This is a genomic window from Mesorhizobium sp. WSM4983 (genome assembly GCF_029625765.1).
Lineage (GTDB): Bacteria > Pseudomonadota > Alphaproteobacteria > Rhizobiales > Rhizobiaceae > Mesorhizobium.
Genome location: NZ_JARTVM010000009.1, coordinates 100,713 through 127,181, shown reverse-complemented (window position 1 = coordinate 127,181; position 26,469 = coordinate 100,713). Strand labels below are relative to the sequence as shown.

The window sequence follows — 26,469 nt, the reverse complement described above, 5'->3', positions numbered from 1 at the left end:
CGTCAAGTATCGGCGGACGGATGCCAGACCGGCGCGTAACCATGTCTCAGCACCGAAACACTTGTGGCAGGCGTGAGCAGTCGCAGCGATCGCCCGGCGAGGCGATTGAACAAGAAGGGCTCGGCATAGCCTGCGAAGGACCATTCGAGCGCCTTGCCGGCGCGGAGCGCGTAGGCGGTCTCACCCTCGGCCACGACTGCTCCATCCGGCAAACCGGCGAGTTCGTCCGATGAGACGGTCGGCGGACGCCCGCCTGAGGCCAGCCGCTCCTTGTGCAGCCGCTTGTCGACCATCGGCGCGCGCGGTTCGGCAATGCCGAAGACCTCGCCGAAGCGCCGCACGAAATCGGCTGCCCGCGCGCGCCGGCAGAAGAAGCAGGGCCGGTGCCCGGCCGCGAGCGCCGTCACCTCGTCGAGAAAGAACAGCTCGGTCCAGCCGGCCTTTGCTCCAGGCCGATTGAGGCCCATCGGCTCGCGTCGCACGCCGCGGAATTGGCAGACGCAGATGATCCAGGCCGGCAGCGCCCAACGCTTCCTCAGAAGCGTTTTAGTCTCGGGGTCATGGATGATACCGCGATTACCGGTGAAGAGGCCGCGCTCGGGCACGGCATGGATGACGCCGAACGGATCGACCCGGTTCTGCAGTGGCATAGCTTTCTCTCCGGCGCGCGGCTTGGCTGAAACCGAGGCGGCATGATATCGCTCCCACGGTCATTTTCATGTCAGCAGGGATTCGGGGATGCGGGTGCTGGTGGTCCAGAACTACGACAATACCGGCCTCGGCCAAGTCGGCGCCGCTCTCGCGGAGGCTGGCGCCGAGCTTGACTTGCGCCGCCCCTACCAAGGCGATCCGCTGCCCCGGGACGCGAACGGTCACGATGCCATGGTGGTTCTGGGCGGGGGGCAGAATGCGCTGGCCGACGACGACTATCCCTATTTTCCCGCCTTGCTCGAATTGACGCGCGATTTCGCCGGCAAGGACCGATCGGTGCTTGGCATCTGCCTCGGCGGCCAGCTCGTCGCCCGCGCCTTTGGCGCCGACAACCACATCGGCGGTGCGGTTGAATTCGGCTGGTGCGGGGTGTCGCTGACGGCCGAAGCCAAGCACGACCCTGTTCTCGGCGCCTTGCCGGAAAAGTTCCCGACTTTCCAATGGCACGACGATACGTTCGACCTACCCGAGAAGGCCGTGCGGCTTGCGGGCAATGATGTCGCGGCGAACCAGGCTTTTCGTATTGGCCGCGCCGTCTATGGCTTCCAGTTCCATTTCGAGGCGGATCGCCCGCTGGTGCGCGACTGGAGCACCTCCTTCGCGGCGCTGATCGCCGAGCGCCATCCCGACTGGACCGGCAGGCTCGACTACGAGATGGCTAGCAACGGACCGCACGCCGACGCCGCAGGGCTCGCGATCGCGCGTGCCTGGGTGGCGACGATCTGACCGTCGCACCGCCGCGGAGCGTGACATAATTGGCACGCGGCGGCAGTTCCGCCTGGGGAAAACGCACTTCATTCTTGGTTTGTGTCCGGCCGCCCGCCTAAGAGGGCGCCCTCTGTATCGTCCGTGCAACCGCGATGAACCTGTTGTGTGATCCAAGCGACACACCGGCGATACAGAATCTGCTTAGAAGCGCGAAATCGTCGAAACATTGAGACGCATTTTATCGTTTCAACGCATTGGTAACCGCCTCGTGCACAGATGCAGAAAGCTCAACCAGAGATGACGTCCGTGAAAGCAGCGCTTTTGTCCTTTGTAATGCTGTCTGCCATCGTCGTGTGCGGCCTCGGCATTTATTCTGCCGACGCTGCAAACAATCACCAGGCCGTCGACGGCTACGGCGTCACCGCCGCGCTTCGCTAGAGCCTGATCCTTCCCGACAAACGGAAAGCTGATCCCACACTTGGGGTCATGGCCAGAACGCCATTCCCTCGACCGTCAGAATGCGCTTTTCAGCGCCGTCGACGGCAAGTGCGCTGAGCGTTCCCGCCTGCCAGGCGAGCGTGTCGAGATTGACGCGGTTGGCCATCACCTCGACGTCCGGCACCGGCGTATGCCCGTGCACGATCACTTTGGGATACAGCCCCGGGTAATTGTGGAAGACGTCGCGAATCCAGATCAGGTCCTGCTCGTTCTGGCTTTCGAGCGGCACCCCCGGCCGGATGCCGGCATGGCAGAAGAAGAAGTCGCCGAAGCACGCTGAAAAAGACAGCGAGCGCAGGAAGTCGACATGGGCTTGCGGCACTGCTTCGACCAAGGCCGCGTGTCCGTGCGCCAGCGCCTCGTCCGACCTGCCGAACCAGCTGCTGCCGGTCGAGAGCTTCACCCCGTATGACGCCGCCGTCTGGACGCCGCCATAGCGCATGAACAGACCCTCCGGATCGGGTTTGGCAAGGAATTCGAGCATGCCGATGTCATGGTTGCCGGCAAGCATGATGTTGCGGGGATCACGGCTCCGCGCCTCGATTAGGAATTCGATGACGTTCCTCGAGTCCGGTCCGCGGTCGACATAATCGCCGAGATGGATGATGCGCCAATCGGACTTTGGTCCGTACTCCAGATCGCTTGCTATCCGGCTGTGCATGGCGGCGAGCAGGTCATGACGGCCATGCACGTCGCCGATGGCATAGATGCGTATGCCTTTCGGCCCGCGCGCGTCGAGATAGTGGATGCCGGCTTCAGTCAAGGCGACGTCTTCCCGTGTCTGTCATCACGGGAAACTAGGGCGGATCGGTGAATAAGCCCCTAGCGCCGCAGCTGGTCCTTGCCCATGTCGGTTACCAGACGCTTACCGCACAGCGCCAGCGTGATGTCCATCTCCTTGCGGATGATCTCCAGCGCCTTGGTGACGCCCGCCTTGCCCATCGCGCCGAGTCCGTAAAGGAACGGCCGGCCGATATAGGTGCCCCTGGCGCCGAGGCAGAGCGCCTTGAGCACGTCCTGACCCGAGCGAATGCCGCCATCCATATGCACCTCGATCCGATCGCCGACAGCGTCGGCGATCTCTTCCAGCACTGAGATCGAGGAGGCGGCGCCGTCGAGCTGCCGCCCGCCATGATTGGACACGATGATCGCGTCGGCTCCCGTCTCGGCCGCCATCAACGCATCCTCCTTGTCGAGGATGCCCTTCAGGATCAGCTTGCCGCCCCAGCGCTCCTTGATCCAGGCGACATCCTTCCAGGACAGCTGCGGGTCGAACTGCTCCGTCGTCCAGGACGACAGCGAAGAAACGTCGCCGACACCCTTGGCGTGGCCGACGATGTTGCGGAAGGTGCGGCGCGGCGTGCCCGCTATCCCCAGGCACCAGCGCGGCTTGAGGGCGAGATCGATAATGTTGGCGAGCGTCATCTTGGGCGGTGCCGACAGCCCGTTGCGCACGTCCTTGTGACGCTGACCGAGGATCTGCAGGTCAAGCGTCAGCACCAGCGCCGAGCATTTCGCCGCCTTAGCGCGGTCGATGAGATTGACGACGAAATCCTTGTCGCGCAGCACGTAGAGTTGGAACCAGAACGGCTTCTTGGTCACCGAGGCGACATCCTCGATCGAACAGATGCTCATGGTCGAGAGCGTGAACGGCACGCCGAATTCCTCGGCCGCCTGCGCCGCGAGCATCTCGCCGTCGGCATGCTGCATGCCGGTCAGCCCGGTCGGTGCCAACGCCACCGGCATCGCCACCTTCTCACCGATCATGGTCGATTCCAGCGAGCGGTTGCTCATGTCGACCAGCACGCGCTGGCGGAATTTTATCTTGCCGAAGTCCTCCTCGTTGGCGCGGTAGGTGCTCTCCGTCCAGGCGCCGGAATCGGCATAGTCGAAGAACATCTTCGGCACCTTGCGGCGCGCCATGTCCTTGAGGTCGGCGATGGTGAGGATGTCGCTCATGGTAGTCCCCGCGTGATCAGTGCTTAGGAGCGTTTGCGTGTCGGTTCGATGTCGCCGGCTTCCGAGCGCTGCCTGAGCCTCAGCCGTGACACGCGCTGCCAGTCGCCGCTGCGCTCGGCCTCAGCCATGGAGCGCTCGACATAGGTAATGTGGTCCATCGCCGCCTTGCGGGCGGCGGCAGGATCCGCCGCCTTGAGCGCGGCGTGGATTGCCCGGTGCTGCTCAAGCAACGCCTCGCGCGCGCCGGGCACGGTGAAGACCAGCAACCGGTTCTGGAACACGCCCTCGGAGAGCAGCCGGTAGCAGGAGCGCAGCGTGTGCAGGAGGATGATGTTGTGCGCGCATTCGCAGACCGCGTGGTGGAATTCGACATCGATTTCCGCCTCGTCGTCGAAGTCGCCGGTACGGTGCGCCTCGTCCATGCGCGCCATGATGCGGTCGAGCAGCGCCAGATCCTCGGGCGTCGCTCGCCGCGCCGCGTATTCGGCCGCGATTGCCTCGACTTCGCGCCGGTATTCCAGATAATCGGTCACCGCCTTGCGGTGCATCGAGATCAGATCGGTCACCGGCTTGGTGAAAAGCTGGCCGATGACGTCGGCGACATGCGTGCCGCCGCCCGGTCTGGTGGTCAGCAGCCCGCGTCCTTCCAGCGCCTTCAGCGCGTCGCGCAGGATCGGCCGCGACACGTCGAACTGACGCGCCAGCTCGCGCTCGCCCGGCAGCCGGTCGCCGGTGCGCAGCACGCCCTCGAGGATCAGGCTCTCGATCTGCTGCACCACCTCGTCGGCGGTGCGCGAATGCTCGATCCTGGAGAAGATATCGCTCAATGGAAGCGCGCCTGGAAACGGAATGGATGTCGCGCAGATCTAAGCCTCCGTCGCCAACTGGTCAAATTATTTATCCAATTCGCCGAATCAGGTCGACTCCTCGGCGGCTCTGTGAATCGGCTGCAGCTGAAATTTGCTGTTTACGGCCCCTGCCGATTGCCGCAAGACAACGCGATTGCACGAAGGGTCGAAACCAGGGGGACCAGCCGTGTCGGACGCCAATCTCGAATTCCAGCCGCGTGCCCAGGGCAGCGTCATGGGCTTTCCGGCCCATGAGGGTCGCCCCGGCGCGCTAGGCGAGGTCCATGCTCGTCCGCACCCGCTGGTCGAGAAGCCGCGCGTGCTCATCCAACTCTCGTTCATGACCGAAGGCGGCTCGGCCGTCGACCTTGCCGTGCTGTCGGACCTGTCGCGGCGCTTGGGCATCGCAGCGCCCGAACGCCATGCCCGCCACCATGCCATGAAATGGGGCAAGGGCACCTTGCGCTGGGAACGGCACACGGAGTTCTCGACCTATCTCTGGGAAGGGCCGCTGGCCGAAAGCAGCCGGGGCCAGGAGGACTCGCCTTTCGGCAACGGCTTCTCGCCGCCGGGAACGGTGATCTCCGGCATCCGGCTCGAAATCCGCAAATGGACGCAGGCGAGCGAGAAGCTGATCGCCGGCTTCGATCCGACCAGCCTCTGCTATTCGCTGGTCGAGCGCGGTGCGGCGGCCATCGTCACCGACTTTCGCCAGGATGGTGACGGGCTGACCCGCATGCTGGTGCTCGACCGCGGCCTGACGCCGGCCAGCACCGGCGCCTTGTCGCAACGGCTGATCGACATCGAGACCTACCGGACGCTCGCCATGCTTGGCCTGCCGCTGGCGCTGACGCTGTCTGGGCGCGCCCGCCGCATCGAGGACCGGCTGGCGCAGACGACGCTTGAAATGAAGGCGGTCGAGACCCGCGATAGCCAGACCTTGCTCGCCGACCTCACCGAACTTGCCGCCGAATTGGAGGCCGATGCGGCATCCAGCCTCTACCGTTTCGGCGCCAGCCGCGCCTATGACGGCATCGTCAGCGAGCGCCTGGAGGCGCTGGATGAGGAGTCGGTACAGGGCTACGACACCTGGGCAGGCTTCCTGCAGCGGCGCATGGCGCCGGCGATGCGAACCTGTCGCTCGGTGGAGGAGCGCCAGGCGAACCTCTCGCGAAAACTCACCCGCGCCACCACGTTGCTGCGCACCTGGGTCGATGTCGACGTCGAGAAGCAGAACCGCGACCTGCTGGCCTCGATGAACAATCGCGCCAGGCTGCAGTTGCGCCTGCAGCAGACGGTCGAAGGCCTCTCCGTCGCTGCCGTCTCTTATTATGTCGTCGGCCTCATCGGCTATGTCGCCAAAGGCGCGTCGAGCTTCGGCCATGCCTTCGCGCCGGAAGTCGTCACCGCGGCTTCGGTGCCGGTCGCCATCCTGCTCGTCTGGTGGGGCGTGCGCCGCGTGCGCAGGATGCACTCCGAACCGGCCAAGCATCCGGGCGAGTGAACTTCCCCTCGACCGGGAGATTTCCCGAAGACCACAGAGAGGGCCGCGGCGCGAGAAGCTCCAGGATCGTCCTCGACGCCAGACGAGCCGGCGGTTACGTGAGGCGACCCCCCTGACCGCTTCGCGGCCATCACCCCTCGAGGGTCCCTCAAGCGGGAGAAAGCCAGCGGCAGATTGCCGCTGCGAAAGCTCGGCCGTCGTTCGCCATCCGATTTCGACCAAACCAGCGTTTGCAAGGAATGCTCCCGGCTGGTAAAAGATTTTGACCAGTCGAGTGGAGGAGGCTTCGATGTCCGGCCTTGCCATGCCCAAGCCAGATGCCGGGACGCTGCGCAGGCGCGCCGAGATCGTCGCCGACATGCGCATCATCGTTCCGGGCGAGGGCGTTGTCGACACGGCCACCGAGATGCGCGCCTTCGAGAGCGACGGCCTGACCGCCTATCGGCAACTGCCGCTGGTCGTCGTGCTGCCCGAGACGGTGGCGCAGGTCTCCCGCGTGCTGAAATATTGCAACGAGCGCAATATCCGTGTCGTGCCGCGCGGTTCCGGCACGTCGCTGTCGGGCGGCGCGCTGCCGCTCGAAGATGCCGTGCTTCTGGTGATGAGCCGCTTCAACCGCATCCTCGCGATCGACTATCCGAACCGTGTCGTCGTCGCCCAGCCGGGCGTCACCAATCTCGGCATCACCGCCGCCGTCGAGCACGAGGGCTTTTACTATGCCCCCGATCCATCCTCCCAGATCGCCTGCTCGATCGGCGGCAATGTCGCGGAGAATTCCGGCGGCGTGCACTGCCTGAAATACGGGCTTACCGCCAACAATGTGCTGGGCATCCAGATGGTGCTGATGAATGGCGAGGTGGTGCGGCTCGGCGGCAGCCATCTCGATCAGGAAGGCTATGACCTGCTCGGCGTCATGACCGGCTCGGAAGGCCTGCTCGGCGTCGTTACCGAGGTGACGGTGCGCATCCTGAAGAAGCCGGAGACGGCACGCGCGCTGTTGATCGGCTTTCCGACCAGCGAGCAGGGCGGCCAATGCGTCGCCGACATCATCGGCGCCGGCATCATCCCGGGCGGCATGGAGATGATGGATCGCCCGGCGATCCACGCGGCCGAGGATTTCGTCCATGCCGGCTATCCGCTGGATGTCGAGGCGCTGCTGATCGTCGAGCTCGACGGGCCGAGCGTCGAGGTCGATCATCTGATCGGTCTCGTAGAGGCGATCGCTTATCGCAATGGCTCGACCACCTGCCGGATATCGCAGTCGGAGCAGGAGCGGCTGAGCTTCTGGGCCGGACGCAAGGCGGCCTTCCCGGCCGTCGGCCGCATCTCGCCCGACTATTACTGCATGGACGGCACCATCCCGCGCAAGCAGCTGCCGCGCGTGCTCGCCGGCATGCGCGATCTCTCCGAAAAATACGGGTTGGGGGTCGCCAATGTCTTCCACGCCGGAGACGGCAATTTGCACCCGCTGATCCTCTACGACGCCAACGTGCCGGGGGAGCTCGACAAGGCCGAGCGTTTCGGCGCCGACATATTGCGGCTGTGTGTCGAGGTCGGCGGCGTGCTCACCGGCGAGCATGGCGTCGGCGTCGAGAAGCGCGATCTGATGCCCGAAATGTTCAACCAGACCGATCTCGAGCAGCAAATGCGCGTCAAATGCGCCTTCGATCCCAGCCATCTGCTCAACTCCGGCAAGGTCTTCCCGCAGCTCCGCCGCTGCGCCGAGCTCGGCCGCATGCACGTGCATCGGGGCCAGGTGGCGTTTCCGGACATTCCGAGGTTTTGATGGGAACGTCTCAGAACCTGGGTTCCTCGCCCCCGCTTCGCGGGGGGAGGAACCGGAGATTGCAATGACCACCTTCACCCCATCCAGCCCCGCCGAAGTCCTCTCCACCATCCAATGGGCCGCCGCGGAGGAAAGCCCGCTCGAAATCCTCGGCCATGGCTCCAAGCGCGGCATTGGCCGGCCGCTGCAGACCGAGCATTGGCTCGACCTGTCGACGCTCACCGGCGTCACGCTCTACGAGCCGGCCGAGCTGGTGCTTTCGGCACGCGCCGGCACGCCACTCGCCGAAGTCGAAAAGCTGCTTGCCGAGAACGGCCAGCAATTCGCCTTCGAGCCGATGGATTACGGGCCGCTGCTCGGCGGCGAGCCGGGTAAGGGAACGCTGGGCGGCGTGCTGGCTTCCAACCTATCCGGTCCGCGCCGGCTCAAGGCGGGTGCGGCACGCGACCACATTCTCGGCATATCGGCGGTTTCCGGCCGCGGCGAAGCCTTCAAGTCGGGCGGCCGCGTCGTCAAGAACGTCACCGGCTACGACCTTTCCAAGCTGATGGCGGGGAGCTGGGGCACGCTCGCCGCGCTGACCGACGTCACCTTCAAGGTGCTGCCGGCGGCGGAAACGGAGGTGACTTTGGCCATTCGAGGCCTGCTCGACGATGCTGCCGTTGCGGCTATGGCGCTGGCGCTGGGCTCCAGCGCCGAGGTCTCGAGCGCCGCGCACCTGCCCGAGCGGATCGCCGCGCGGGTCGCCGCCGGCCATCTCGGCAGCGATGCCGCGACGCTGCTGCGCGTCGAAGGCTTTGGCCCCTCGGTCGTCTACCGTACCGAGGCATTGCGGAACCTGCTCAGCAAGGCCGGCCCGCTGCAGGAAATTGCCGGCGAAGCGTCGAAGGCGATCTGGCGCGACATCCGCGACTGTGTGCCTTTTGCCGATGGCGGCGCAGGGCCGGTCTGGCGCGTCTCGATGCCGCCGTCTGAGGCGCATCACATGGTGATGGCGCTGCGCATGCAGGCGGCGGTCGATGCCTTCTATGATTGGCAGGGCGGGCTGGTGTGGCTTTCGATGCGCGAGGACGACCCAGAGGCGGAACTGCTGCGCGGTCTTATTCGCAAATATGGCGGCGGCCACGCCACGCTGGCGCGCGCGTCTGCCTCGCATCGCCCGGCGCTCCCCGTTTTCGAACCGCAACCGCCGCATCTGGCGGCGCTTTCCGCGCGGGTCAAGGCCGAGTTTGACCCGAAGCACATTCTCAACCCCGGCCGCATGGCGCCTACTTCCAGCTCTGCTACTCTTCCTCAGTCAACGGAGGGAGCAGCACCATGAGCAATGCCAATCCAGGCCCGGGCAGCGGCTCGCGCCAGACCGATCGCTGGCTTGAGCCGGGCCAGACCAACGCGCTGGTCATCTACATTCTCTATCTCGCCAGCCTTGTCGTCGGCGTCACGGGCGTTATCGGAATCGTGCTCGCCTACATCAATCGCGGCAAGGCGGGCGGCTATGTCGAAAGCCACTACACATTCCTGATCAGGACGTTCTGGATCGGCCTTCTCTACGCGCTGATCTCGGTGGTCCTGATGATGCTCGCGATCGGTTTCCTGCTGATGTTTGCGGTTGCCGTCTGGTTCATCGTCCGCTGCATTCTCGGCCTGCAGGCGCTGCAGCGTGGCGAGCCGATCAGGGACCCGCAAAGCTGGCTTCTCGGGCAATGAGAGCATGATCCAGCAAAGTGGAAACCGGTTTGCGGATCATGCTTAGACGATAAGGACATTTTTCGTGCAGACCAATTTTTCAGCCGCGCAGCTCGCTGACCCGCATGTCGCGGAATCGGAGAAGATCCTGCGCAAATGCGTGCATTGCGGCTTCTGCACCGCGACCTGCCCGACCTATGTGACGCTCGGCAACGAGTTGGATTCGCCGCGCGGCCGCATCTATCTCATCAAGGACATGCTGGAGAACGGCCGGCCGGCGGACAAGGAGATCGTCACCCATATCGACCGCTGCCTGTCCTGTCTTGCCTGCATGACGACATGCCCGTCAGGCGTGAATTACATGCATCTGGTCGATCATGCCCGCGCCCACATCGAGCAGACCTACAGACGGCCGCTGCTCGACCGGCTGACCCGCGCCATGCTGGCTTTCGTGCTGCCCTATCCGGGCCGCTTCCGCGCCGCGCTGAAGCTCGCCCGGCTCGGCCGGCCATTGATCGGCCTGTTGGAAAAGCTGCCGACCCTGAAGCCGGTCGCCGCCATGCTGAAGCTTGCGCCGTCGTCGACCCCGCCGGCATCGCCGATCGCCTCACCCGGGGTGCATGCGGGGCAGGGCACGAAACGCGGCCGCGTCGCCATCCTCACCGGTTGCGCCCAGTCGGTGCTCGATCCCGCCATCAACGAGGCGACCGTCTCGCTGCTGACGCGGCTCGGCGTCGAGGTCGTGGTGCCGGAAGGCGAGGGCTGCTGCGGCGCGCTGGTGCATCACATGGGCCGCGAGGATCAGGCATTGGCTTCGGCCAGGCAAAATGTCGACGCCTGGATGCGCGCAATCGACCAGGGCGGGCTCGACGCCATCATCATCACCGCGTCCGGCTGCGGCACCACCATCAAGGATTACGGCTTCATGCTGCGTCTCGATCCGGCCTACGCGGAAAAGGCGGCTCGTGTCTCGGCGCTGGCTAAGGATATCACCGAATATCTCGCTGCCCTCGACCTGCCCGAGCCGGTGCGCAAGCCGGGCACGATCGTCGCCTATCATTCCGCCTGCTCGATGCAGCACGGCCAGAAGATCACCCGTCAGCCGAAGGAGCTTTTGGCCAAGGCGGGCTTCGTCGTGCGCGAGCCGCGCGAGGGGCATCTCTGCTGCGGCTCGGCCGGCACCTACAACATCCTGCAGCCCGACATTTCGGCCAAGCTGCGCGACCGCAAGGTGAAAAATATCGAGGCGACCGGGGCCTCGTTGGTGGCCACCGGCAATATCGGCTGCATCACCCAGATCGCGTCCGCGGCGAAGCTGCCGGTGGTGCACACGATAAAATTGCTCGACTGGGCCTATGGCGGTCCGAAGCCGGAAGGCGTTTCCGAGAAAAGCCTGGTCGCCCCCGAATAGCTACTCAGCCGCCAGCTGGTCCGCCACACCGTAGGTCGCGCGGTAGAGCGCGCGCTGACGGTTGAGCGCCACCATGGTGTTGCGCAGCAGGATCGCCACCGTCAGCGGGCCGACGCCGCCCGGCACCGGCGTGATCCAGGAAGCGACCTCCTTGACGCTCTCGGTGTCGACATCGCCGACGATGCGGCTCTCGCCGTCCGGGCCGATCTCGGAATTGATGCCGATGTCGATGACGCAGGCGCCGGGCTTCACCATCTCGGCCTTGATCAGTCGCGGCCTGCCGACGGCGACGAACAGCGCGTCCGCGCGCCGCGCATGCGCCGCCACCGAGCGCGTCATGTGATGGCACACCGTCACTGTCGCACCCTCGCTCATCAGCAGAAAGGCGATCGGCTTGCCGACGATCTCGGAATGGCCGACCACCACCACCTCGAGGCCTTTCAGGTCGAGGCCGGTCTCTTTAAGCAGTTCGACCGATGCGGCCGCCGTGCAGGGCGCGAGGTCGAGCTGGTTGTAGACGATGTTGCCGATCGAGGCCGGATGCATGCCCTCGACGTCCTTCAGCGGGTGCACCGCCGCCTGCAGCGTCTTGATCGGGATATGCGCCGGCACCGGCCGCTGGATGATGATACCGGTGACGCGCGGATCGGCGTTGAGGCCGTGAATGGCGGCTTCCAGCTCGCCCGCCGTGATGTCGGCGGCAAAGCGCCGTTCCTCGAAGCCGATGCCGGCAAGCCCGGCCTTGGCGCGCTGGTTGCGCACATAGACGTCGACCGCGTCGGTGTCGCCGACGGTGATCGAGACCAGCTTCGGCGGGAAGCCTTCCGCTGTGGCGATGGCCGCTTCCTCGCGTACCGAAGCGATGATGCGCTGGGCGACCGGACCGCCCCTGAGATAGCGGCTGTCGTCGGACCGGGTCATAGGTGGAACCTCTGCCTTCTGGAGCAACTCCAGAAGGGCGGTTTTCCGTCCGGAATTGCGTAAAACCAAGATTGTGCGCTGCAATAGCAGAGGTGCGCCGGGAAATCAGCCCCGAATGCGAAGCATGCTGCTTCCGGGGCGACCCGTTGACGGGCTTGAAACGAAAAGGGCAGCGCGGTCTCCCGTGCTGCCCTTTCGTGACTGGCCGTATCCCCACACGGCCCGTCCCCCGTTAACTCGATGCCAGTCTAAGCATGTCTATCAAAGGCGCGCTATGGCTTGAGGGCAACAGCAAGCGCCAAAACTGCTCAGCGCCGCCTAACCGGCTGATTCGCAATTACTATATCACCTCGACGGTTGTTCCGACATTGACGCGCTCGTAGAGGTCGACAACATCCTCGTTGCGCATGCGGATGCAGCCGGAGGACACCGCGCCCCCGATCGTCCAGGGCTGGTTGGTGCCGTGGATGCGGTATTCCGTGGTGCCGAGATAGAGTGCGCGCGCGCCGAGCGGGTTCTCGATGCCGCCGGCCAGATAGGTCGGCAGGTAGCGACCCTTGGCCGCCTCGCGGGCGATCATTGCCGCCGGCGGGCGCCAGTCCGGCCACACTTTCTTGTCGGTGATCTTGTGCGTGCCCGACCATTCGAAACCGGGCTTGCCGGTGCCGACACCGTAACGGCGCGCCTTGCCGTCCTTCTCGACAAGATAAAGGAAGTTCTGGTGGGTATCGATGACGATCGTGCCCGGCCTCTGCGGCCCGTCATAGGCGACTTCCTGAGGCAGGTAGATCGGGTTGATCTGTGGCCGCATCACCATGCGCTTGGCAGGCTGCCGCACGGCTGCGGTGCGCTGCTGGTCGGGCTGCGCCTGGAAAAGCCGCCGCAGCGGCTGCTGGGTCGCCCGGCGGCTCGGGCGCACGATCCCTGGCGCATGGCCGAGCTGCAGCACCCAAGGCGCTGAAAGATCGGGGCTCACCATCACGGGCGGCCTGTCGGCATAACGGTCATTGGCGAAAGAGGTCGTCGCGCCGGCGGCAAGCACCGCGGCTGCGCCGAGCACGAAAGTGAACGCTGTCTTCATCGGAACGCACCTTGATCGTCGAACTCGTCCAAGAGCAGGGAAGAGCCCTCGGCGTGGCGATCCTTGGCGCTGAGCGGCAAGCAAAACATGAATCGGAATGCGTAAAATGCCGACTTGTCAGTAAACTTTGTGGTGTGGTTACCGGCCGGTTCAGGAATCTGGTAAAGCCACGGTAAAACCGACGCTTGCGCGCATTAACGGACGGATTTCTAACAATGGAACAAGAAAATGCCGGCCTGCTCGATGGCCCCGACGGTATCGCGCGCTGCTTCTGGCACGGCAATCTGCCGGACTATCTGGACTATCACGACCATGAATGGGGCCGGCCGGTAGCGGACGATCGCCGGCTCTTCGAAAAGATCTGCCTCGAAGGTTTCCAGTCCGGTCTCTCCTGGCTGACCATCCTGCGCAAGCGCGAGAATTTCCGCGAGGCTTTCGCCAATTTCGACTTCGACAGGGTGGCGGCGTTCACCGACAAGGATGTCGAGCGTCTGCTCGGCAATGTCGGCATCATCCGCCATCGCGGCAAGATCGTCTCGACCATCAACAACGCTAGGCGCGCCCGTGAAATGGCCGATGAATTCGGCTCGCTGGCCGCCTGGTTCTGGAAGTTCGAGCCGGGGCCTGACGAGCGGCCGACGGTTGTCGACCTTGCGCATCTGCGCGCCAATCCGACGACGGCGGTCTCGGTCCGGATCTCGAAGGACCTGAAGAAGCGCGGCTGGAGCTTCGTCGGCCCGACGACCGTCTACGCCTTCATGCAGGCGATGGGCTTGGTCAACGACCATCTCGAAGGCTGTGTCTGCCGGGCAGAGGTGGAGGCCGAGCGGCAGAGGTTCAAGAGACCGAAATAGCGTCACCTCTACCTGCCCCTTATGGCCCCCTTGTGGGCAGGTCGCGCCGAAGGCGCGGGTCGGGTCGCAAAACCGAGTTCTCGCCTCCGACGCTACGCGTCCTCAGATTGGAGGGTGGGGCAAGATCAGAGGCTACCGGCGCTAGTCAGAAACAGCCCGGCGATGATGGCCGCCACGGCGGCAAAGGCCGGGTAGATCACCAGCAGTCCGGTCACCAGCGCGTCGCGCACCGTCGGCTTGTGGGCTTCTGCCACGACCCCGAACGGCCCTGCGGGCTGCTGCGCCGGCTTGGGGGTGGCGCTGTCGGCCGGCCGGAGCTTGGGAACCGGCTTGCTCTCAATGATGTCTTCCGTGGTCGTCATGGCCCGAACCCTTATTTCGGCGCGCTTTATGGTCCTTGATTGTGTCGGCAGCATGCCGCGCTGGTGACGCAATTGTTTCGTTCTTGGCGCCGTTTTGTTTCGAAGGCGCGGCCTTTCCTTCTCGCACAAGGAGAAGGGAAGGCGCCAACCCTTGCCGCCCAAGGCGGTATCGTCTAGGACACGCCCGCTCGAAATAAGTCAGCGTTCACATAGCGAAAAGACCCATCCATGGCCGACAAATCGGAAAAGACGAAAGCGCGCCTGCCGCGCGGTTTTGCCGACCGCAGCGCAGAAGACATTCGCGCCGTCGAGAAGATGATGGCGACTATACGCTCGGTCTATGAGCTTTACGGTTTCGAGCCGGTCGACCAGCCGATGATCGAATATACCGATGCTTTGGGCAAATTCCTGCCCGACCAGGACCGCCCGAACGAAGGCGTCTTCTCGTTCCAGGACGATGACGACCAGTGGCTGTCGCTGCGCTACGACCTGACGGCGCCGACGGCGCGTTTCGTCGCCGAGAATTACGACCGCCTGCCGAAACCCTATCGCAGCTACCGGTCCGGCTGGGTGTTCCGCAACGAGAAGCCGGGCCCCGGCCGCTTCCGCCAGTTCATGCAGTTCGACGCCGATACGATCGGCACGCCGGGCGTCGCCGCCGACGCCGAGATGGCGATGATGATGGCCGACGTGATGGAGGCGCTTGGCATCAAGCGCGGCGACTACGTCATCCGCGTCAACAACCGCAAGGTGCTGGACGGTGTGCTGGAGGCGATTGGGCTTGGCGGTGAGGAGAATGCTGGGCGCAGGCTGACGGTGCTGCGCGCCATCGACAAGCTGGACAAGCTCGGCCCGGAAGGCGTGAGGCTGCTGCTTGGCCCGGGCCGATGGGATGGCGGCAAGGAAGGCGAAGGCGATTTCGCAAAGGGCGCGGGGCTGAACGACGCGCAGGCCGAATCGGTTCTTCTCGCAACGGCAAGGAACGGCCAGGCTGGCCAGGATTCCAGCGTCGGTGCCAACGCTGTGTATCAGGAAGGCGTCGGCGAACTTGCAACGATTGAAGCTCTGGTCAGGGCTGCAGAATATGGCGAGGACCGCATTGCGATGGACCGCTCCGTCGTGCGCGGCCTCGAATATTACACCGGCCCGGTCTTCGAGGCCGAGCTGCTGGCCGAGATCCCCAACGAGGACGGCCAGATCGTGCGCTTCGGCTCGGTCGGCGGCGGCGGCCGCTATGACGGGCTGGTCTCGCGTTTCCGCGGCGAGCCGGTACCGGCGACCGGCTTCTCGATCGGCGTCTCGCGGCTAATGACGGCGCTGAAGAACCTCGGCAAGCTCGACACTTCCGACGTCATTGCGCCGGTCGTCGTCCTGGTCATGGATAAGGATACGGAAAGCCTCGGCCGCTACCAGAAGATGGTCGCCGATCTGCGCGCCGCCGGCATTCGCTCGGAAATGTATCTCGGCGGCGCCGGTATGAAGGCGCAGCTGAAATATGCCGACCGTCGCGGCAGCCCGATCGCCGTCATCCAGGGCGGCGACGAGCGCGTCAAGGGCGAGGTGCAGATCAAGGACCTGATCGAAGGCGCGCGCCTGTCGGCCGAGATCACCGATAACGCGGAATGGCGCGCCGCGCGCCCGGCGCAGGTGACGGTGGCGGAGAGCGAGCTGCTCTCCGAGGTGAAGAAGATCCTGGCAGCGCAGGCCGAGGAGCGGGCACGTGGCAAGTAGGGCGCCAACCTCTCCTTCTCCCTTTGTGGGAGAAGGTGGCCGAGCGAAGCTCGGTCGGATGAGGGGTGTTCCAGGGAGCGCCGGCGTCTCATTCCTTCCAGCACCCCTCATCCGTCTTGGCGCTGCGCGCCAATCCACCTTCTCCCACAAGGGGAGAAGGGAAGGTGGCGGTTTATGACTTCCCGCTATCCCGCCATCGCCGCCGACGTCGCAAAACTCTTCGCCGCGCGCGACACCCACGCGGTCGAGGTGGCCGTGCTGCAGCCGGCCGACCCGTTCCTCGACATGGCGGGCGAGGATCTGCGCCGCCGCATTTTTCTGACCGAAAGCGAGACCGGCAAGACGCTGTGCCTCAGACCGGAATTCACCATTCCGGTTTGCCTTGACCACATCGCCAGCCAGGCCGGCACGCCTCGGCGCTATTCCTATCTCGGCGAGGTGTTCCGACAGCGCCGCGAGGGCGGCAACGAGTTCTTCCAGGCCGGCATCGAGGATCTCGGCGATCGTGATACCGCCGCCGCTGACGCGCGCTCGCTGGCCGACGCGCACGCGCTGCTCTCGCTGGTGCTGCCCAGCGTGCCGCTCGCCATCACGCTCGGCGACCAGACCTTGTTCGAGGCGGTGCTGGCCGCGCTCGGCCTGCCGCGTGGCTGGCGCATGCGCCTCGCCCGCGCCTTCGGCTCGGCGTCGATGCTGGAAGCGGCCCTTGCCGACCTCGCCAATCCGCCGCGCAACAGCCAGCTGTCGGGTCCGGTGGCCTTGCTGGTGCTCGACAGCGATACCGACGGCCTCGCCGCTTATATCGCCGCCGGCATGGAAGAGGCCGGGCTGTCGGCCTCCTCGGGCCGCGCCCCGGCCGACATCGCGCGGCGGCTGATCGAGAAGGCGCAACTGCGCAGCGTGCGGCTGTCCGACGAGGCGTTCTCGGCGTTGAAAGGATTTCTCGAGATCGACGTCGCGCTGGGCGGAGCAACTGAGGCGCTGGAAAAATTCGCCGCCGCTGCCGGCCTGTCCCTTGGCGCGGCGCTCGAAAATTTCGCCGCCCGCGCCGAGGCGATCGCGGCGCATGGCCTGCCGGTCGAAAAGATCCGCTATGACGCCGCCTTCGGCCGTCCGCTCGATTACTATACCGGTCTCGTCTTCGAGATTGCTGCGCAGGGTGGCGACCGTCCGCTGGTGGGCGGCGGTCGTTACGATCGGCTGCTGACGCTGCTCGGCGCGAAGAAGGCGATCCCGGGCGTCGGCTTCTCGGTCTGGCTCGACCGCATCGAAGCATTACGGGAGCCCACGCGATGATCACGCTGGCAATCCCATCCAAGGGCCGGCTCAAGGAGCAGTCGCTTGAAGTCCTGGCCAAGGCCGGACTGGCGGTCACTCTGCCCCAGGACGACCGCAAATACCGCGCCCGGATCGAGGGCCTCGACAATGTCGAGGTGGCCTTCCTCTCCGCGTCCGAGATCGCTGGCGAGATCGGCCAGGGCGCGGTCGATCTCGGCATCACCGGCGAGGATCTGCTGCGCGAAAACCTCGCGGGCTGGGAAGCACGCGCCGAGATCGTCGCCCGTCTCGGCTTCGGTCATGCCGATGTCGTCGTGGCGGTGCCGGATATCTGGCTCGACGTCGATACCATGGCCGATCTCGACGATGTCGCCGCCGATTTCCGCCAGCGTCATGGCCGGCGGCTCAGGATCGCTACCAAATACTGGCGGCTGACGCAGCAGTTCTTTTCGCTGAAGCACGGCATCCAGGTCTACCGCATCGTCGAAAGCCTCGGCGCCACCGAAGGCGCACCGGCGGCCGGCCTTGCCGACGTCATCGTCGACATCACCACCACCGGCTCGACGCTGCGCGCCAACCATCTCAAGGTGCTGGGCGATGGAATAATCCTGAAGTCGCAAGCCTGTCTCGTTGCTTCCAGGAAGGTCCGCGACGCGGCCGATGAGGCACAGTTGCGTGGCATCGCCACGAAGATGGCTGCGCTGGTCGCTTAACCCATACCTTCGGCGGGTTTCCACCGTCCCAGCAGGCTGATAGGCTGGCTCATCCCGGGAGGTGACGGCGATGGCGATCAAACTCGACGAGCTCATGAACGCCACCAATCTGCGCGGGCGCGGAACGCATGGCACCTTCATTGCTCCGATGGACGGCAGGGCGCATGTCTCGGGCGACCGTTCGACGCCGTTGCTCGACAAAACCATTCCGGAACTGTTCTCCGATACGGTGAGCAGATACGCCACGCTCGATGCCGCCGTCTTCGTCGGCCAAGACAAGCGCTTCACCTGGAGCGAGCTGTCGGATGCGGTCGACGCGCTGGCCGCCGGCTTCCTGGCGCTCGGCCTGGAGAAGGGCGATCGCGTCGGCATCTGGTCGCCCAACCGCTGGGAATGGGTGGTGACGCAGTTCGCCACCGCGCGCATCGGCCTGATCCTGGTCAACATCAACCCGGCCTACCGGCTCAGCGAGCTGGAATATGCGCTCAACAAGGTCGGTTGCAAGGCGCTGGTCACGGCGGTCAGCTTCAAGACCTCCGACTATCTCGGCATGATCGAGACGCTGGCGCCGGAGATCGCCAAGGCCGAGCCCGGCAAGCTCGAGGCAAAGAAGCTGCCATCGCTGAAGATCGTCATCCGCATGGGCGAGGACAACTCGCCCGGCATGTTCAATTTCGGCGATGTGCTCGCAATGGCCGGACGCGACGAGCATGACAGCCTCGATCGCATCTCCGAAAGCCTGAAGCCCGGCGACGCCATCAACATTCAGTTCACCAGCGGAACGACGGGCGCGCCGAAGGGCGCGACCCTCACCCATTCGAACATCGTCAACAACGGCAGCTTCGTCACCTCGGCGATCGAGCTCACCGTCGACGACCGGCTCTGCATCCCTGTGCCGCTCTATCATTGCTTCGGCATGTCGATGGGCACGATGGGCTGCGTCACAAAAGGCGCCACGATGGTCTTCCCGGGCGAAGGTTTTGACGCGGGCGCGACGCTCAGAGCCATCGCGCAGGAACGTTGCACCGGCCTTTACGGCGTGCCGACCATGTTCGTCGCCATGCTCGATCATGCCGATTTCTCTAGATTCGACCTCTCCAGCCTGCGCACCGGCATCATGGCCGGCTCGCCATGCCCGATAGAGGTGATGAAGAAGGTGGTGTCGCTGATGCATATGGCGCAAGTGACCATTGCCTATGGCATGACCGAGACCAGTCCGGTTTCTTTCCAGAGCAGCGTCGACGACCCGCTGGAAAAACGCGTCTCCACGGTCGGCCGCATCCATCCGCATGTCGAGGTCAAGGCGATCGGCGCCGATGGCGCCACCGTCCCGGTCGGCGAGCCGGGCGAGCTCTGCACGCGCGGCTATTCGGTGATGAAGGGCTATTGGGACGACGCGGAAAAGACCCGCGAGGCGATCGACGCGGACGGCTGGATGCACACCGGCGACCTCGCGACGATCGACGCGGAGGGCTACTGCAACATTGTCGGCCGGGTGAAGGACATGGTCATCCGCGGCGGCGAGAACGTCTATCCGCGCGAGGTCGAGGAATTCCTCTACCGCCACCCCAAGATCAAGGAAGTGCAGGTCTTCGGCATTCCCGACGACAAATATGGCGAGGAGATCTGCGCCTGGATCGTGCTGAAGCCCGGCCAGATCGCCACCGCTGAGGAGATCAAGGCCTTCTGCAGCGGCCAGATCGCGCATTACAAGGTGCCGCGCTACATCCGCTTCCGCACCGAGCTGCCGATGACGGTGACCGGCAAGCCGCAGAAATTCCTGATGCGCGAGGCAATGGTGGAGGAACTGGGGCTGGTGGCGCAGAAGACGGCGTGAGGCGGGATTGATCCGGAAATATTCAGCCTTCGCAAAACGCGCTCGAAGCGCAACTGCCGACCACGCGTTTGGATGGGATTATGGACAACGAGTTCCCAAATTTCGCGGCGCTGAAGGCCGCCAAAATCGAAAACGTGGACTATCGCATCGTCGTGCGGCGTGGCGCTCGAACCGGCAATGCGATCGTCCTCGCCCCGCACGGTGGGAAGATCGAGCCCCGCACCTCCCTGATTGCCGAGACGGTGGCAGGGAGCGATCTGGATCTGTATTGCTTTGAAGGACTGATGCCGCACAACAATCGCGAGTTGCACATAACGTCAAATAACTTTGACGAGGAATCCGCGCTTGACTTGGTGCGGGCGAAGTCGATTGTCGTTGCTATCCATGGTCGCCAGGATCGGGACGATCCCTCGACAATCTATATGGGCGGCAAGGATGCCGCGCTGATTACAGAGATAGTTCGGCGCCTCCAGGAAGCCGGCTTCAACACCAAAAGGGACAACCATATTTTTCCAGGCATCGGCGATTTGAACATCGTCAATCGTGGATTGACCGGCAAAGGAGCGCAGCTGGAGATACCCTTCTCCCTGCGCCAGCGGCTGGGGAACGAGCCGGAACTTTTGGGAAAATTCTGCACGGCGGTTCGCAAGGCGATTGACACCGTCGATGCCAGAAGCTGTTCGATCGTGTCCTAAAGCCGCCTCACCCAGACCGGCAAGGCGAGTACGCCACGCACGCGTGAAGTCCTAGCACGGGTGCTTTGTGGATGGTCGTTGTCGGGGAGGGAAACGGCGTGGACCACGGCATCTCGACGTTTCGGTGGGCTGGAACAGCCGGCGCCGCAACTCCTCGCGCATCCTCGGCAGCAGCGGGTCGGCTTTCTGCAAAGAAGTCGAACGCCGGGTGATCGGTCCGTCCGCTTCGCAATGATGTCGGCTGGGGTGTTTCCCACAGGCTTTTCCGCTAAATTCGCGGAAACGCAGGGGCTTCAATGACTGGTTTCGCGCGGTCGGTGACTTCCTACACGATGCCATTGGCCGCCCTGGTGATGGCTGTCGCGGTCAGAGCCAGCGGCCTTTCGGTGGACGAAGGTTCGCTGAACATCAGGATTGTCGTTGGAGCGCTTTCGAGTGCGATCATGTTCATCACAATTTTCGTGGTGCTCGACCACGCCGAGGCAGTGGCCCGGCGCGTGGGGGAGCCGTACGGGACGTTGGTGCTGACCTTTGCCGTGACGGCAATCGAAGTGTCGATCATCGTTTCCATGATGCTGCATGGAGAGAACAACCCGACATTGGCGCGCGAGTCCGTCTTCTCGACGGTGATGATTATCTCTACCGGCGTCGTCGGTACGTGTCTCACGCTTGGCGGCTGGCGTCATCGCAAGCAGGCAATCGTTCGGCAAGGGACCAGCGCGTATCTCGCGGTTCTGATCGCGCTGACTGTCATGACGCTTGTCCTGCCGACCTACACCCAGACGACGGATCCAGGCACGTTTTCGGCGGGCCAGCTTGGTTTTGTGAGCGTCCTTTCAGTGCTGCTCTATGCAAGCTTCGTGTTCGCCCAGACCGTTCGGCACCGGGACGACTTCGTCCAGGAACAGGCGCACGACGTTTCGATGCGAACTGCCCTTCACGAAAGCCTTTCTGTCGGCGTTCTGCTGCTGGTGAGCGGGCTGATCGGCATCGTCATGCTGGCCGAGCAGGTCGCCGCCGGTGTCGAGGACACGCTCGTTGCCTACCAGGTGACCCAGGCCGACAGTATCGTGGGAGCGATGATCGCCGGGCTGGTTTTGATGCCGGAGGCCATTTCGGCGGTTCGCGCCTCGCTCAACAATGAGCTGCAGCGCGGCCTCAACGTTGCGATGGGTTCGGCCTGCGCCACCATCGGTCTGACGATACCGGCGGTCGCGGCCGCCAGCCTGCTGACAGGCCGAGGGTTGACCCTTGGGCTTCCGGCGGCTGATGCGGTACTTTTGGCCCTGGCGCTTTTCATTTGCAGCGTAAGCTTCAGCACCGAAAGAACGACATTCCTGACCGGAATGGTTCATATTGTGGTGTTCTTTACCTACGTATTTCTCATATTTGTGCCGTGAAGGCTTGCAATCGAACGAGGGATAGAGAACTCGAGGTTGGGACCCGCACTATCGGATTTTCGAAGCGGGCAGCGTTAGCTCCGGTAAGCAGCAGAAGCTTCCGATACGGGGCGTTGGCTGAGAACTGGGATTGGGCAAAGCTCAGAAACCAGGGTCAGCTCGCCAGCACCGCATTATCCAATCCCCGTATGATCTTTGCCAGTTCCACGCATTCGTCCTGGCGCACCTTGCTGCGCCGCCATGCGAGGCAGATCATGCGCTGCGGCATCGGCTCCTGGAACGGCACGATCTTGAGGTCCGGCATGACGCCGGCGGCGCTTGCCGCCATTTCCGGAACCAGCGTCACGCCCAGCCCATGCGCCACCATCTGCAAGAGCGTGGTGAGACTCGTGGCGCCATAGCTTGCCATCGCCACCGGCCGAACATTGCCGCAGACGGCCAGAGCCTGTTCGCGCAGGCAATGACCTTCCTCGAGCAGCATCAGCCGTTCCAGCGCCGGGCTTTCCGGCGGCACGGGCGGCGAGGCGAAAGCCGGATCGCCGGCGGGCACCGCAAGGAAGAAGCGGTCCGGGAAGAGCTCTTCCGCGACAAGCCCCGGATGGTCGAGCGGCAGCGCGGCGATGAAAGCGTCGAGCTTGCCCGAGACATTGTCCTCGACCAGCGATGCCGTCACCGCCTCGCGCAGTTCGAGCTGCAGGCCCGGGAAATGCTTCTTTAGTTCCGGCAGGACCCACGGCAGGAGATAGGGCGCTACGGTCGGAATGATGCCCAGCCGGAAGCGGCCTTCCATCGCAGGGCGGCCGCGCCGGGCGGTTGTCTCGACGTCACGTATATCGGCAAGAATGCGCTCGATGCGCGGCTGCAGCACAAGTGCTTCGTCCGTCATCCGCACCGCCTTGCCGCCGCGCTCGAACAGAAGACAGTTCAGCCGCTCTTCCATTTCGGCGATCTGGGCGGAGAGCGCCGGCTGGCTGACGCCGGCAAGCTTCGCGGCGCGGCCGAAATGCAGCGTCTGCGCCAGCGCGTCGAAATAAAGCATCTGTCGCACGGTGAGGCCGATCATAAGGAAAGCTTATCAAAACGAACAGGAAAGGCAATTTGTCTTTATCGCCAAGCCGGCCTAGGCTGGAATCATTCCAGATTGGCGCGGCCGCTGGCCGGCCCCGAAATCTGCGCAGAATCAATCTCGGAAAAATCAAAACCCTGGAGAGTAAGATGGACGCGAAAACCGACGACAACAGCGCTGGCAAATGCCCCGTGGCGCATGGATCCGCCGGCAGGACCAATCGGGATTGGTGGCCGAATCTGCTCGACCTTGGCGTTCTTCATCAGCAGTCGAACCTCTCGGACCCGATGGGCGAGGATTTCAACTACGCCACCGAATTCCGGAGCCTCGATCTCGATGCCGTGATCAAGGACCTGCACCATGTGATGACCGACTCGCAGGACTGGTGGCCGGCCGATTTCGGCCATTACGGACCGCTCTTCATCCGCATGGCCTGGCACAGTGCCGGCACCTATCGCATCGGCGACGGGCGTGGCGGCGCCGGTGCCGGCCAGCAGCGGTTCGCGCCGCTGAACAGCTGGCCGGACAATGCCAATCTCGACAAGGCACGCCGGCTGCTGTGGCCGGTCAAACAGAAATACGGCCGCAAGATCTCCTGGGCCGACCTGATGATCCTTGCCGGCAACGTCGCGCTGGAATCGATGGGCTTCAAGACCTTCGGCTTCGCCGGCGGCCGCGCCGACGTGTGGGAGCCGGAGCAGGACGTGGATTGGGGCTCCGAAACGAAGTGGCTGGACGACCAGCGCTATTCCGGCGACCGTGAACTGCAGGGCCATCTCGGCGCCGTTCAGATGGGCCTGATCTACGTCAACCCGGAAGGCCCGAACGGCAAGCCGGATCCGGTCGCCGCGGCCCGCGACATCCGCGAGACCTTCCGCCGTATGGCCATGAACGACGAAGAGACCGTGGCGCTGATCGCCGGCGGCCACACCTTCGGCAAGACCCATGGCGCCGGCGATGCCTCGCTGGTGGGCGTGGAGCCGGAAGGTGCCGGCATCGAAGCGCAGGGCCTCGGCTGGTCGAGCAAACATGCCACCGGCATTGCCGGCGACGCCATCACCTCGGGCCTGGAAGTCACCTGGACCACGACGCCGACCAGATGGAGCAACAATTTCTTCGACAACCTGTTCAACTTCGAATGGGAGCTGACGAAGAGCCCGGCCGGTGCCAATCAGTGGACGCCGAAGGGCGGCGCCGGCGCCGGCACGGTTCCGGACGCGCACAATCCCTCCAGGCGCCATGCTCCGGCCATGCTCACCACCGATCTCGCGCTGCGCTTCGATCCGGCCTATGAGAAGATCTCGCGTCGCTTCCACCAGTACCCGGACCAGTTCGCCGACGCTTTCGCCCGCGCCTGGTTCAAGCTCACCCATCGCGACATGGGCCCGGTGGTTCGTTATCTCGGCCCGCTCGTGCCGAAGGAAGAGCTGATCTGGCAGGATCCGATTCCGGCGATCGACCACGAACTGGTCAGCGAAGAGGATATCGCCGCGCTGAAGGCGAAGATCCTGGCGTCCGGCCTCACGATTCCTGAACTGGTCTCAACTGCCTGGGCCTCGGCCTCGACCTTCCGCGGCTCGGACAAGCGCGGCGGCGCCAATGGCGGCCGCATCCGACTCAGCCCGCAGAAGGACTGGGAAGTCAACCAGCCCGCCCAGCTTTCGAAGGTGCTGGCAAAGCTCGAAGCCATCCAGCAGGAGTTCAACACGGCGCAGGCGGGCGAGAAGAAGGTCTCGCTCGCCGACCTGATCGTGCTCGGCGGCGCCGCCGCGATCGAGAAGGCCGCGAAGGACGGCGGCAATGAGGTGAACGTGCCCTTTACGCCAGGCCGCATGGACGCTTCGCAGGAGCAGACCGATGTCGAATCCTTCGCGGCACTCGAGCCGAGGGCCGACGGCTTCCGCAACTACGTCCGCGGCAGGCTGCCCATGTCGGTCGAAGCGATGCTGGTCGACCGCGCGCAGCTCCTCACGCTGACGGCGCCGGAAATGACGGTGCTGGTCGGCGGCCTGCGCGTGCTCGGCGCCAATCATGGCGGCTCAAAGCACGGCGTGTTCACCGACAGGCCGGGCACACTGACCAACGACTTCTTCATCAACCTGCTCAGCATGGCGACCATCTGGGATCCGGCGACCGGCTCTGGGCCAGACGCGGATGAGGTCTATGAGGCGCGCGACCGCAAGACCAAGCAAGTCAAGTGGACCGGCACCCGCGCCGACCTGATCTTCGGCTCGCACTCGCAATTGCGTGCGCTGGCCGAGGTTTACGGCTCGGCGGATGCCAAGCAGAAGTTCGTCAAGGACTTCGTGAAGGCGTGGACGAAGGTGATGAATCTCGACCGGTTCGAACTGGTCGCGAAGTAAAGCATGTCTCCCGAGAGTGGGAGCCGCTTTTCGGCACAAAGGCAACTAAAGCGCACGGAGCGAAACTGAAAGATCGCGATGCGCTTTAGCACTCATCCTCCCCAGAAGGCGCGGGTTCATGCCCGCGCCTTTTGCATTAGGTATCAGTCTTTTTCGAAGATGCCAGTCTTGGCGACGATGCCGGCGATCGCCCCGCCGATCAGTGGCGCGACGATGAACAGCCAGAGCTGGCCGAGCGCCGCCCCGCCCGAAAACAGCGCCGGGCCGATCGAGCGCGCCGGATTGACCGAAGTGCCCGTCACCGGGATCATGGCAAAGTGGAGCCCTGCCAGCGTCAGGCCTATCACCAGGCCGGCAAAGGCCGTCGTGTGCTTGGCGTTGGTGACGCCGAGAATGACGGTGACGAAGGTGAAGGTGCCGATCAGCTCCCACAGGAAGGCCGAGCTGATGTCCCATTTCGCCTCGTCCCAGCCATTTGCGCCGAAGCCCCCGGCGTGGCCGCCGGCCTGACCGGTGACGATGATCCACAGCGCCAGCGAAGCGATGATGGCGCCGATGATCTGCGCGATCCAGTAAGGCAGGACTTCCCTCGCCGGCATCCGCCCCGCAAGGAACACGCCGAGCGTCACCGCCGGATTGAGATGCGCGCCCGAGATCGGGCCGATCGCATAGGCCGCGGCGATCAGGCCGATGCCGAACGCCAGGCCGATCCCTTCCTGTCCGAGCGGCAGCGCGCCGCCGAAGCCGCCCGTGACGACGGAGGCCGTGCCTATGAACACCAACAGAAACGTGCCTAGAACTTCTGCCAGATAAGTCTTCATTGCCCTCTCCTCATAGGATCCGCCAAAACGCGTTTTCCGCGTCGCGAATCACAGGCGAAAGAGTATTCATGCCGGCAAAACTTGGAAAGCTGAGTGTTAAGCCAGCGGTCTTGCTTTGCATCCGCCAGTCAACACATTAGAGAAGTTTCATGTGCGAGGCGTTTTTCTTGTTATCCGCTGATCGCCGACTGCCGCGAAAGAACCTTCCGCCTGTTGCATGGACGATGGCATGGGAC

Annotated in this window: 24 protein-coding genes; 15 read left to right on the top strand and 9 right to left on the bottom strand. The window is 64.3% G+C overall.

Features of this window, described 5'->3' with window-relative positions; translation table 11 throughout:
* Positions 1-2: 2 nt before the first annotated feature.
* Positions 3-650 (bottom strand): hypothetical protein, encoded by a 648-nt coding sequence (locus tag P9254_RS22165; RefSeq protein ID WP_278055324.1) that lies wholly within the window; start codon positions 648-650, stop codon positions 3-5.
* Between the two features lie 88 nt (positions 651-738).
* On the opposite strand from P9254_RS22165, the gene P9254_RS22160 reads away from it, so the two are divergent.
* The gene (locus P9254_RS22160) at positions 739-1,437 is read left to right on the top strand and encodes a type 1 glutamine amidotransferase (RefSeq protein WP_067327335.1); all 699 of its coding nucleotides are present in this window, start codon (positions 739-741) and stop codon (positions 1,435-1,437) included.
* Positions 1,438-1,725: 288 nt separating this feature from the next.
* Positions 1,726-1,857, top strand: a complete 132-nt coding sequence (locus P9254_RS22155; RefSeq protein WP_275955501.1) for a hypothetical protein — start codon at positions 1,726-1,728, stop codon at positions 1,855-1,857.
* 46 nt (positions 1,858-1,903) lie between these two features.
* On the opposite strand, the gene P9254_RS22150 is transcribed toward P9254_RS22155, so the two are convergent.
* From P9254_RS22150 to P9254_RS22140, 3 genes are read right to left on the bottom strand one after another with little or no spacing between them, the layout of a single operon-like run.
* On the bottom strand, positions 1,904-2,680 hold the full coding sequence (locus tag P9254_RS22150) for a metallophosphoesterase family protein (RefSeq protein WP_278055323.1): 777 nt from the start codon (positions 2,678-2,680) through the stop codon (positions 1,904-1,906).
* A 59-nt stretch (positions 2,681-2,739) separates the two neighbouring features.
* Positions 2,740-3,876, bottom strand: a complete 1,137-nt coding sequence (locus P9254_RS22145) for an alpha-hydroxy acid oxidase (RefSeq protein ID WP_067327342.1) — start codon at positions 3,874-3,876, stop codon at positions 2,740-2,742.
* A gap of 23 nt (positions 3,877-3,899) precedes the next feature.
* Positions 3,900-4,703, bottom strand: a complete 804-nt coding sequence (locus P9254_RS22140; protein WP_278055321.1) for an FCD domain-containing protein — start codon at positions 4,701-4,703, stop codon at positions 3,900-3,902.
* A 256-nt stretch (positions 4,704-4,959) separates the two neighbouring features.
* Between P9254_RS22140 and P9254_RS22135 the strand changes: the two genes are divergently transcribed.
* The 5 genes from P9254_RS22135 to glcF all read left to right on the top strand — a co-directional run bounded on the left by P9254_RS22135 (position 4,960) and on the right by glcF (position 11,111).
* Positions 4,960-6,228 carry a DUF3422 family protein gene (locus P9254_RS22135; protein ID WP_442920338.1) on the top strand — a complete coding sequence of 423 codons (1,269 nt, stop codon included), beginning with the start codon at positions 4,960-4,962 and terminating at the stop codon, positions 6,226-6,228.
* Positions 6,229-6,517: 289 nt separating this feature from the next.
* Entirely contained in the window at positions 6,518-8,014 is a 1,497-nt protein-coding gene (locus P9254_RS22130) for an FAD-linked oxidase C-terminal domain-containing protein (protein ID WP_278055319.1), read from the top strand.
* Positions 8,015-8,078: 64 nt separating this feature from the next.
* Positions 8,079-9,335, top strand: a complete 1,257-nt coding sequence (locus P9254_RS22125) for an FAD-binding protein (RefSeq protein ID WP_278055318.1) — start codon at positions 8,079-8,081, stop codon at positions 9,333-9,335.
* On the top strand, positions 9,332-9,721 hold the full coding sequence (locus P9254_RS22120) for a DUF4870 family protein (RefSeq protein ID WP_127323855.1): 390 nt from the start codon (positions 9,332-9,334) through the stop codon (positions 9,719-9,721). Before P9254_RS22125 ends, P9254_RS22120 begins: the two co-directional genes overlap by 4 nt.
* 64 nt (positions 9,722-9,785) lie before the next feature.
* Positions 9,786-11,111, top strand: coding sequence for a glycolate oxidase subunit GlcF (glcF, locus tag P9254_RS22115; RefSeq protein ID WP_127323856.1), 1,326 nt, complete (start codon positions 9,786-9,788; stop codon positions 11,109-11,111).
* Here glcF and P9254_RS22110 read toward each other — a convergent pair whose 3' ends face one another.
* Positions 11,112-12,032: a bifunctional 5,10-methylenetetrahydrofolate dehydrogenase/5,10-methenyltetrahydrofolate cyclohydrolase gene (locus P9254_RS22110; protein WP_127323857.1), complete on the bottom strand. Its 921-nt coding sequence runs from the start codon at positions 12,030-12,032 to the stop codon at positions 11,112-11,114. It lies immediately after the preceding gene.
* A gap of 340 nt (positions 12,033-12,372) precedes the next feature.
* Positions 12,373-13,113 (bottom strand): L,D-transpeptidase, encoded by a 741-nt coding sequence (locus P9254_RS22105; protein WP_127403499.1) that lies wholly within the window; start codon positions 13,111-13,113, stop codon positions 12,373-12,375.
* A gap of 215 nt (positions 13,114-13,328) precedes the next feature.
* Here P9254_RS22105 and P9254_RS22100 point away from each other — a divergent pair, with 215 nt between their 5' ends.
* Complete coding sequence (locus P9254_RS22100) at positions 13,329-13,967, top strand: DNA-3-methyladenine glycosylase I (protein ID WP_278055314.1); 639 nt, start codon at positions 13,329-13,331, stop codon at positions 13,965-13,967.
* Positions 13,968-14,092: 125 nt separating this feature from the next.
* On the opposite strand, the gene P9254_RS22095 is transcribed toward P9254_RS22100, so the two are convergent.
* Entirely contained in the window at positions 14,093-14,329 is a 237-nt protein-coding gene (locus tag P9254_RS22095) for a hypothetical protein (RefSeq protein WP_278052814.1), read from the bottom strand.
* Positions 14,330-14,557: 228 nt separating this feature from the next.
* Between P9254_RS22095 and hisS the strand changes: the two genes are divergently transcribed.
* From hisS to P9254_RS22065, 6 genes are all read left to right on the top strand, one after another.
* Positions 14,558-16,060: a histidine--tRNA ligase gene (gene hisS / locus P9254_RS22090; RefSeq protein ID WP_127246567.1), complete on the top strand. Its 1,503-nt coding sequence runs from the start codon at positions 14,558-14,560 to the stop codon at positions 16,058-16,060.
* A gap of 174 nt (positions 16,061-16,234) precedes the next feature.
* Positions 16,235-17,356, top strand: a complete 1,122-nt coding sequence (locus tag P9254_RS22085) for an ATP phosphoribosyltransferase regulatory subunit (RefSeq protein WP_278055313.1) — start codon at positions 16,235-16,237, stop codon at positions 17,354-17,356.
* The gene (hisG, locus tag P9254_RS22080; protein WP_278055311.1) at positions 17,353-18,051 is read left to right on the top strand and encodes an ATP phosphoribosyltransferase; all 699 of its coding nucleotides are present in this window, start codon (positions 17,353-17,355) and stop codon (positions 18,049-18,051) included. The genes P9254_RS22085 and hisG overlap by 4 nt, the downstream gene beginning before the upstream one ends.
* Before the next feature lie 70 nt (positions 18,052-18,121).
* On the top strand, positions 18,122-19,888 hold the full coding sequence (locus tag P9254_RS22075) for an AMP-binding protein (protein WP_278055309.1): 1,767 nt from the start codon (positions 18,122-18,124) through the stop codon (positions 19,886-19,888).
* Between the two features lie 80 nt (positions 19,889-19,968).
* Positions 19,969-20,583, top strand: coding sequence for a poly-gamma-glutamate hydrolase family protein (locus P9254_RS22070; RefSeq protein ID WP_278055307.1), 615 nt, complete (start codon positions 19,969-19,971; stop codon positions 20,581-20,583).
* A 296-nt stretch (positions 20,584-20,879) separates the two neighbouring features.
* Positions 20,880-21,983 (top strand): calcium:proton antiporter, encoded by a 1,104-nt coding sequence (locus P9254_RS22065; protein WP_278055304.1) that lies wholly within the window; start codon positions 20,880-20,882, stop codon positions 21,981-21,983.
* Between the two features lie 154 nt (positions 21,984-22,137).
* Here P9254_RS22065 and P9254_RS22060 read toward each other — a convergent pair whose 3' ends face one another.
* Positions 22,138-23,046, bottom strand: a complete 909-nt coding sequence (locus tag P9254_RS22060; protein WP_278055302.1) for a hydrogen peroxide-inducible genes activator — start codon at positions 23,044-23,046, stop codon at positions 22,138-22,140.
* 152 nt (positions 23,047-23,198) lie between these two features.
* On the opposite strand from P9254_RS22060, the gene katG reads away from it, so the two are divergent.
* On the top strand, positions 23,199-25,412 hold the full coding sequence (gene katG, locus P9254_RS22055; RefSeq protein ID WP_278055300.1) for a catalase/peroxidase HPI: 2,214 nt from the start codon (positions 23,199-23,201) through the stop codon (positions 25,410-25,412).
* Positions 25,413-25,555: 143 nt separating this feature from the next.
* Here katG and P9254_RS22050 read toward each other — a convergent pair whose 3' ends face one another.
* A complete protein-coding gene (locus tag P9254_RS22050) occupies positions 25,556-26,233 on the bottom strand; it encodes an MIP/aquaporin family protein (protein ID WP_278055299.1) in 678 nt (225 codons plus the stop codon).
* Positions 26,234-26,469: the final 236 nt, after the last annotated feature.